Source organism: Pseudonocardia pini, assembly GCF_013870575.1.
Taxonomy (GTDB): domain Bacteria; phylum Actinomycetota; class Actinomycetes; order Mycobacteriales; family Pseudonocardiaceae; genus Pseudonocardia; species Pseudonocardia pini.
On record NZ_JACBXB010000199.1, the window covers coordinates 1 to 7,966 of the forward strand.

Consider the following 7,966-nt stretch of genomic DNA (forward strand, 5'->3'; position numbering starts at 1 on the left):
CCGGGGTGCTGCTCGCCCTGCTCATGCAGCGGTTCGCCCTGGCGGAGAAGGCCGTGCTGCCCTATGTGGTCGCCTCGCAGACGGTCCCGCTGATCGCGATCGCGCCGCTGGTCGCGGGCTGGGGCGGCAGGATCGCGATCGCCGGGTGGGCCTGGCAGCCGTGGGCGAGCGTGATGGTGATCAGCTCCTACCTGGCCTTCTTCCCGATCTCGGTCGGGATGCTGCGCGGGCTCACCTCGCCCCGGAAGGCGGACGTCGAGATGTTCCACTCGCTCGCGGCGGGCTGGTGGACCACGCTGCTCCGGCTGCGGCTGCCCGCGTCGGTCCCGCACCTGGTCCCGGCCGTGCGGCTGGCCGCGGCCGCCGCGGTGGTCGGCGCGATCGTCGCGGAGATCTCCACGGGGACCCGGGGCGGGATCGGACGGTTGATCATCGAGTACGCCCAGTCGGCCACCGGCGATCCCTCGCAGATGTACGCCGCGATCCTCGGTGCCGCGGTGCTCGGCCTGGTCGCGGCGGGCGCGGTCGGGCTGATGGAGCTGGGGTTGCGTCGCTACCGGGGGAGTGTCTCGTGAACGCCGTCGTGCTCGCCGATCTCGACAAGCGGTTCGCGGCGGTCCACGCCCTCGACGGGATCGAGCTGACGGTCGGCCAGGGCGAGTTCGTGTCCCTGATCGGCCCCTCCGGATGTGGCAAGTCGACGCTGCTGCGGGTCGTCGCCGATCTCGAGCAGCCCACTGGCGGCACCGTGGAGGTCACCGGGAAGAGCGCGCGGCAGGCGCGGCTGGACCAGGACTACGGAATCGCCTTCCAGCAGGCCGGGCTGCTGGACTGGCGGTCGGTCGTGCAGAACGTCGAGCTGCCGCTGCAGGTCCACGGGGTCGGCAAGGCCGAGCGCCGCACCCGCGCGCTGGAGCTGCTCGAGCTCGTCGGGCTCTCGGACTTCGCCGGCTCGCGGCCCGCCGAGCTCTCCGGCGGCATGCAGCAGCGCGTGGCGATCGCCCGCGCCCTGGCCCCGAGCCCGAAGCTGCTGCTGATGGACGAGCCGTTCGGCGCGCTCGACGAGATGACCCGCGAGCGGATGCAGGCCGAGCTGCTGCGGATCGCGGGGGAGACCGGTGCCGCGGTGCTGTTCGTGACCCACTCGATCCCCGAGGCCGTGGTGCTCTCCGACCGGATCGTGGTGATGTCGCCGCGCCCCGGCCGGATCACCGAGATCGTGGCCGGGCGTCGTCCGGGAGCGGTCCCGGACGACCCGGAGGAGGTCGAGGACGTCCGCGAGACGGGGGCGTTCTTCGAGACCGTCACCGCCGTGCGTGAGGCGCTGCGCAAAGGTGCGGCCGCATGACCCGCCCGACCCCGGTGAGCGAACGGCACTCTCGCTCAGTAGGTCTGAACGAGAGTGCCGTTCGCTCACGTGGGGGGTGGCGGGGGACCTCTAGCGTCCTTGCGCCGGTCGGGTTCGGGATCGCGGTGCTGGTGGTCTGGCAGCTCGTGGTCACCGTCGGCGGGTTGCCGTCCTTCCTGCTCCCGGCCCCGACGGCGATCGCCGAACAGATCGGGGCGCAGTTCCCGGTGCTGCTGAGCACGGGCGCGGTGACCGGCGGCAACGCGCTCGTCGGGCTGGTCCTCGGGTTCGCGCTGGGCGTGCTGCTGGCGGTCCTCGCCGCCGGTGTGCGGGTGGTGTCCGATCTGGTCACGCCGGTGGTCCTGGCGGCCGGCGCGATCCCGATCGTGGCGCTCGCCCCCGTGTTCACCACGATGTTCGGCTCCACGACCGAGATCCCGCGCCGGCTCGTCGTCATGGTCGTGGTGGTCGTCCCGGTGTACGTGTCCACGGCGCGCGGCCTGCGCCAGGTCCGCCCGGTGCACGACGAGCTGATGGTCGCCCTCGCCGCGACCCGGCGGCAGTACACCCGGTTCGTCCGGCTGCCCGGCGCCGTCCCGTTCGTGATGACGGGGCTGCGCCTGGCCGCCCCGGCCGCGGTGATCGCCGCGATCGTCGCGGAGTACTTCGGCGGGCTGCAGAACGGGCTCGGCAGCCGGATCTCCTCCGCCGCCGCCAACACCGCCTACGCCCGCGCGTGGGCCTTCGTCGCCGCCTCGATCGTCCTGGGGCTGCTGTTCTTCCTGGCCGGGCTGCTCGCCGAGCGGCTCGTGACGCGCACCCTGCTGTCCCGACCCCCCGGAGGTAGCTCGTGAGAACTCCCAGATGGCTCCTCGCCGCGGCGGGCGCGCTCGCGGCCGTGGCCCTCGTGGCCTGCTCGACCACCCCCGCCGGGGAGCAGGCCTCCGGTGGCGCCTCCGCGGCCCCCGGCGGCCTGACCCCGGTCACCCTCCAGCTCCAGTGGTTCACCCAGGGCCAGTTCGCGGGCTACATCGCCGCGGCGGACCAGGGCTTCTACCGGGAGAAGGGGCTCGAGGTCACCTTCAAGGAGGGCGGCGTCGACATCGTCCCGCAGACCGTGCTGGCCCAGGGCCAGGCGGACTACGCGATCGCCTGGGTGCCCAAGGCCCTCGCCTCCCGTGAGCAGGGCGCCGCGATCACCGACGTCGCGCAGATCTTCCAGCGCTCCGGGACCCGGCAGGTCGCGTTCGCGGACAAGGCCATCACCCAGCCCGCCCAGTTCGCGGGCAAGAAGATCGGGAACTGGGGCTTCGGCAACGAGTTCGAGCTGTTCGCGGGCATGACGAAGGCCGGCCTCAAGCCCGCCGACGTGACCCTGGTCCAGCAGCAGTTCGACATGCAGGCGCTGCTCTCGGGCGAGATCGACGCGGCCCAGGCCATGTCCTACAACGAGTACGCCCAGGTCCTGGAGGCGACCAACCCGGCCACCGGGCAGCTGTACCAGCCCAGCGACTTCACCACCGTCGACTGGAACGCCGACGGCACCGCGATGCTGCAGGACGCGATCTGGGCGAGCACCGACAAGCTGTCCGACCCGGCCTACCAGGACCAGACGACCCGGTTCATCGCCGCCTCGATCAAGGGCTGGGCCTACTGCCGGGACAACGTCGCCGCGTGCCGCGACATCGTGGTCGCGGCGGGCTCGAAGCTGGGCGCGAGCCACCAGCTGTGGCAGGTCAACGAGGTCAACAAGCTCATCTGGCCCTCGCCCGCCGCGGGCGCGGGCACGATCGACCCGGCGGCGTGGGCGCAGACGGTCGGCGTGGCCCGGACCGCGGTGAACGCCGACGGCCAGACCGTGCTCACCCAGGACCCCGACGCCGAGGCCTACACGAACGACTACGTGACCAAGGCGCTCGAGCTGCTCAAGGGCGAGGGCGTGGACGTCGTGGGGGCGAGCTACCAGCCCGAGACGGTCACCCTGAACGCCGGAGGCAACTAGCCGCGCAGGGCCGGGTGCCCGCGCACCCGGCCCTGACCTGGCTATCTGAACGATTGTTCTGTACGCCACACCCGCAACGCGGTCAACTCTGACTGTTTCGCTGCTACCGTGCGGAGAGGCGACGGTGCTCCCGCTGTGCGGGCCCCGTCGGCGACCCACGCGCAACGGAGACAAGGAGCTCGACCCGTGCGAGATGCAGTCATCGTCGAAGCGGTACGCACCCCCGTCGGCAAGCGGAACGGCGGTCTGTCCGGAGTCCACCCGGCGGACCTGTCCGCGCACGTCCTGAGCTCGCTCGTGGAGCGGGCGGGTGTCGACTCCGCCCTCATCGAGGACGTCATCTGGGGCTGTGTGTCCCAGGTGGGCGAGCAGACCATGGACATCGGGCGGACCGCCGCCCTCGCCGCAGGCTTCCCGGAGACCGTCACCGGTGTGACGATCGACCGCCAGTGCGGCTCGTCCCAGCAGTCCGTGCACTTCGCGGCGGCGGGCCTGGTCGCGGGCCAGTACGACGTCGTGGTCGCCGGCGGCGTGGAGTCCATGTCCCGGGTGCCGATGGGCACGTCGAGCAACGGCCAGAACCCCTTCGGCGAGAAGTTCCTCGCCCGCTACAACGGGGTGTTCCCGAACCAGGGCGTCGGCGCCGAGATGATCGCCGAGCAGTGGGGGCTGTCTCGCACCCAGCTCGACGAGTTCTCGATCGGCAGCCACGAGAAGGCCGCCGTCGCGCAGAACGAGGGTCGGTTCGAGGGACAGATCGCCCCGGTCACGCTGCCGGACGGCACCGTCGTCAGCAAGGACGAGGGCATCCGCAGCGGCGGCACGGTCGAGGGCCTGGCCAAGCTGAAGACCGTCTTCAAGGAGGACGGCGTCATCCACGCGGGCAACGCCTCCCAGATCTCCGACGGCTCGGCCGCGCTGCTCATGATGACCTCGGAGAAGGCCGCGGAGCTGGGCCTGACCCCGATCGCCCGGGTGCACACCGCGGTCCTCGCGGGCGCCGACCCGGTGATCATGCTGACCGCCCCGATCCCCGCCACCCAGAAGGCGCTGAAGAAGTCCGGCCTGTCGCTGGACCAGATCGGTGCCTTCGAGGTCAACGAGGCCTTCGCCCCGGTGCCGCTGGCCTGGCTCGCGGACATCGGCGCGGACGTCAAGGCGCTCAACCCGAACGGCGGCGCGATCGCGCTGGGCCACCCGCTCGGCGGCTCGGGCGCGCGGATCATGACCACCCTGGTCCACCACATGAAGGACAACGGCATCCGCTACGGCCTCCAGACCATGTGCGAGGGCGGCGGCCAGGCCAACGCCACCATCCTCGAGCTGCTCTGAGCCCATCTCGTTCCGGCGGGGGCCGGTGACCGGTCCCCGCCGTCCGTCCGTTCTGCTCTCCAGGAGGAAACCCCGTATGGACATCTCCGGTCAGGTCGCGCTCGTCACCGGCGGCGCCTCGGGCCTGGGCCTCGCCACCGCCGAGACGCTGCTCGACGCGGGCGCGTCGGTCGTGATCGTCGACCTGCCGTCGTCGCAGGGTGTCGAGATCGCCGAGAAGCTGGGCGACAAGGCGGCCTTCGTGGCCGCGGACGTCACCGACGAGGCCCAGGTCACCGCGGCGCTGGACAAGGCGGCCGAGCTGGGCACGCTGCGCGCGGCGATCAACTGCGCCGGGATCGGCAACGCCTACAAGACCGTCGGCAAGCAGGGCGCCTTCCCGCTCGACGCGTTCACCAAGGTCGTCACGGTCAACCTGATCGGCACGTTCAACGTGATCCGGTTGGCGGCCGAGCGCATGGTCGCGAACGAGCCGGTCGACGGCGAGCGCGGCGTGATCGTCAACACGGCGTCGGTCGCGGCGTTCGAGGGCCAGATCGGCCAGGCGGCGTACTCGGCGTCGAAGGGCGGCGTGGTCGGCATGACGCTGCCGATCGCCCGCGACCTGGCGAGCGCGCAGATCCGGGTGAACACCATCGCCCCCGGCCTGTTCGAGACCCCGCTGCTGGGCGGCCTGCCCGACGAGGCCAAGGAGTCGCTGGGCAAGCAGGTCCCGCACCCGGCCCGGCTGGGCAAGCCCAGCGAGTACGGTCTGCTCGCCGCCCACATCGTGGCCAACCCGATGCTCAACGGTGAGGTCATCCGCCTGGACGGCGCGATCCGCATGGCCCCCCGGTAAGGAGCGGCAGGTATGAAGCGCACCCTCTACGAGTCCGACCACGAGGCCTTCCGGGAGTCGTTCCGGAAGTTCGTGGAGACCGAGATCGCCCCGAACGACGAGGCGTGGAACACAGCGAGCATCGTCCCGCGCGAGCTCTTCGCGAAGGCGGGCGCCAACGGCTTCATCGGCATGGACGTGCCGGAGGAGTACGGCGGCGGCGGGGTCAGGGACTTCCGGTTCAACGCCGTGGTCACCGAGGAGCTGATGCGCACCGGCAACGGCGGCGCGGGCCTCGGGCTGACACTGCACAACGACATCTGCATGCCGTACTTCCTGTCGTTCGCGAACGACGAGCAGAAGAAGCGCTGGCTGCCCGGCGTGGTGTCCGGCGAGCTGATCACGGCGATCGCGATGACCGAGCCCGGCATCGGCTCGGACCTCGCCTCGATGTCCACCACCGCGCGTCGAGACGGCGACCACTACGTGGTCAACGGGGCCAAGACGTTCATCACCAACGGGATCAACTCCGACCTGGTGATCACCGCGGTGAAGACCGATCCCACGCAGAAGCACAAGGGCATGTCCCTGCTCGTGCTCGAGCGCGGGATGGAGGGCTTCGAGCGCGGCCGCAACCTGGACAAGCTCGGCCAGCACGCCCAGGACACCGCGGAGCTGTCGTTCACCGACGTCCGCGTGCCGGTGGCCAACCTGCTCGGCGAGGAGGAGGGGCTGGGGTTCACCCAGCTCGTCACCAAGCTGCCGCAGGAGCGGCTGTCGATCGCCGTGGCCGGGGTCGCGGCGGCGGAGGCGGCGCTGAACTGGACGCTGGAGTACGTCAAGGAGCGCAAGGCCTTCGGGCAGCCGGTCGGCTCCTTCCAGAACTCCAAGTTCGTGCTCGCGGAGATCGCCACCGAGGTGGACCTCGCGTGGCACTACGTGGACGACTGCGTCCGGGCGCTCAACGCGGGCGAGCTCACCGCCGTCGACGCCAGCAAGGCGAAGTACTGGTGCACCGAGCTCCAGGGCCGGGTCGTGGACCGGTGCCTGCAGCTGCACGGCGGGTACGGCTACATGAACGAGTACCCGATCGCCCGCGCGTACGCGGACGCCCGGATCACCCGGATCTACGGCGGCACCACCGAGATCATGAAGGAGGTCATCGGCCGTTCCCTCGGCCTGTGACCCCATGACGGTCCCATGAGCGCCGGAACGACACCCAGGAGCCGGGCGCAGCGTACGAGCGACAGCCGCGTCCGGATCCTCGACGCCGCGGTGGCCGCCCTCGTCGAGGGCGGCTACTCCGGCGCCACCACCCTCACCATCCAGGCCGCCGCCGGTGTGTCCCGCGGCCGCCTGCTGCACCACTTCCCCTCCCGGGACCTGCTCCTGGTCGCCGCCGCGGGGCATCTCGCGGTGAAGCGCGTGCAGGACACCGAGGACCGGGTCGCCCGGCTGTTCGCTGAGCAGCGGCCCGCCGACCTGCGCGAACGCGCGGACCGCGTCGTCGAGCTGTTGTGGGAGAGCTTCGGCGAGCCGCACTTCTGGGCCTCCGTCGAGCTGTGGACGGCCTCGCGCGCCAACCCGGAGATCGCGGCCGCGCTGCGCCCCACCGAGCGGGCGATCGGCGCGGCGATCCGCGACACGATGGCCCGGATGTTCGGTGCCGAGCTGGCGGGCCGCCCGGGCTTTCGCACCCTGCGGGACCTGCTGCTCACGAGCATGCGTGGCGCATCCCTCACCTACACGTTCGATCCGCGCGACCCACGCACCGACCCGCTGGTCCCGCAGTGGAAGGCCCTGGTCAGGGCGCTGTTGTTCGTCGAGGACTGATCACCACCGGTTGGCGTGGCGCGCTCGGGAGGTTAGCCTGCCCTGAGTTACAGTTCCGTCACGAGAGGACACGATGAGCGAGCAGCCGTCGACCGCCGCCCGTCCCGCCGTCGAGGAGGTGGACGTCGTCGGGATCGGCTTCGGGCCCTCCAACCTCGCCCTGGCCGTGGCCCTCTCCGAGCACAACGCACGGGTGCCCGAGGCGGAGCGGCTGACGTTCCGGTTCCTCGAGCGGCAGGAGCGCTTCGGCTGGCACCGCGGGATGCTGCTCGAGGACGCGACGATGCAGATCTCGTTCCTCAAGGACCTGGTCACCCTGCGGAACCCGCAGAGCCCGTTCACCTTCCTCGCCTACCTGAAGGACAAGGGCAGGCTGGTGGACTTCATCAACTACGGCACCGCCTTCCCGACCCGGCTGGAGTTCCACGACTACCTGGAGTGGGCCGCGGCCCGGTTCACCGAGCACGTCGACTACGGCGTGGAGGTCACCGAGGTGGTCCCGGTCGAGACCGGGTCCGCCGTCGGTCTCGCGGAGGTCGTCGGGTTCGCCGACGGCGGCCCGGTCCGGGTGCGGGCGCGCAACGTCGTGCTGGCCACCGGGCTCACCCCCAACGTGCCGCGCGGGATCGCGCTC

At 71.3% G+C, this 7,966-nt stretch carries 9 protein-coding genes; all 9 read left to right on the forward strand.

The window, feature by feature from the left end; genetic code table 11:
- Positions 1–575: ABC transporter permease (locus H5J29_RS13700; RefSeq protein WP_181781332.1), on the forward strand; the 575-nt coding region annotated here is incomplete at its 5' end.
- On the forward strand, positions 572–1,348 hold the full coding sequence (locus tag H5J29_RS13705) for an ABC transporter ATP-binding protein (protein WP_181781333.1): 777 nt from the start codon (positions 572–574) through the stop codon (positions 1,346–1,348). The genes H5J29_RS13700 and H5J29_RS13705, both read left to right, overlap by 4 nt.
- Positions 1,349–1,473: 125 nt before the next feature.
- The gene (locus H5J29_RS13710) at positions 1,474–2,202 is read left to right on the forward strand and encodes an ABC transporter permease (RefSeq protein ID WP_220187387.1); all 729 of its coding nucleotides are present in this window, start codon (positions 1,474–1,476) and stop codon (positions 2,200–2,202) included.
- The gene (locus H5J29_RS13715; protein WP_220187388.1) at positions 2,199–3,350 is read left to right on the forward strand and encodes an ABC transporter substrate-binding protein; all 1,152 of its coding nucleotides are present in this window, start codon (positions 2,199–2,201) and stop codon (positions 3,348–3,350) included. The genes H5J29_RS13710 and H5J29_RS13715 overlap by 4 nt, the downstream gene beginning before the upstream one ends.
- Positions 3,351–3,536: 186 nt before the next feature.
- The gene (locus H5J29_RS13720; protein ID WP_181781335.1) at positions 3,537–4,682 is read left to right on the forward strand and encodes a thiolase family protein; all 1,146 of its coding nucleotides are present in this window, start codon (positions 3,537–3,539) and stop codon (positions 4,680–4,682) included.
- A gap of 76 nt (positions 4,683–4,758) precedes the next feature.
- A complete protein-coding gene (locus H5J29_RS13725) occupies positions 4,759–5,520 on the forward strand; it encodes a 3-hydroxyacyl-CoA dehydrogenase (protein ID WP_181781336.1) in 762 nt (253 codons plus the stop codon).
- A gap of 12 nt (positions 5,521–5,532) precedes the next feature.
- Positions 5,533–6,684: an acyl-CoA dehydrogenase family protein gene (locus H5J29_RS13730; protein ID WP_181781337.1), complete on the forward strand. Its 1,152-nt coding sequence runs from the start codon at positions 5,533–5,535 to the stop codon at positions 6,682–6,684.
- A 15-nt stretch (positions 6,685–6,699) separates the two neighbouring features.
- Positions 6,700–7,332, forward strand: coding sequence for a TetR/AcrR family transcriptional regulator (locus H5J29_RS13735; protein WP_181781338.1), 633 nt, complete (start codon positions 6,700–6,702; stop codon positions 7,330–7,332).
- A gap of 73 nt (positions 7,333–7,405) precedes the next feature.
- On the forward strand, positions 7,406–7,966 hold a 561-nt coding region (locus H5J29_RS13740; protein WP_181781339.1), incomplete at its 3' end, for a SidA/IucD/PvdA family monooxygenase.

Excerpts from the sequence above, each read along its gene's own strand:
- H5J29_RS13725 (WP_181781336.1), top strand. The coding sequence starts at position 4,759 with ATGGACATCTCCGGTCAGGTCGCGCTCGTCACCGGCGGCGCCTCGGGC.
- H5J29_RS13730 (WP_181781337.1), top strand. The coding sequence starts at position 5,533 with ATGAAGCGCACCCTCTACGAGTCCGACCACGAGGCCTTCCGGGAGTCG.
- H5J29_RS13735 (WP_181781338.1), top strand. The coding sequence starts at position 6,700 with ATGAGCGCCGGAACGACACCCAGGAGCCGGGCGCAGCGTACGAGCGAC.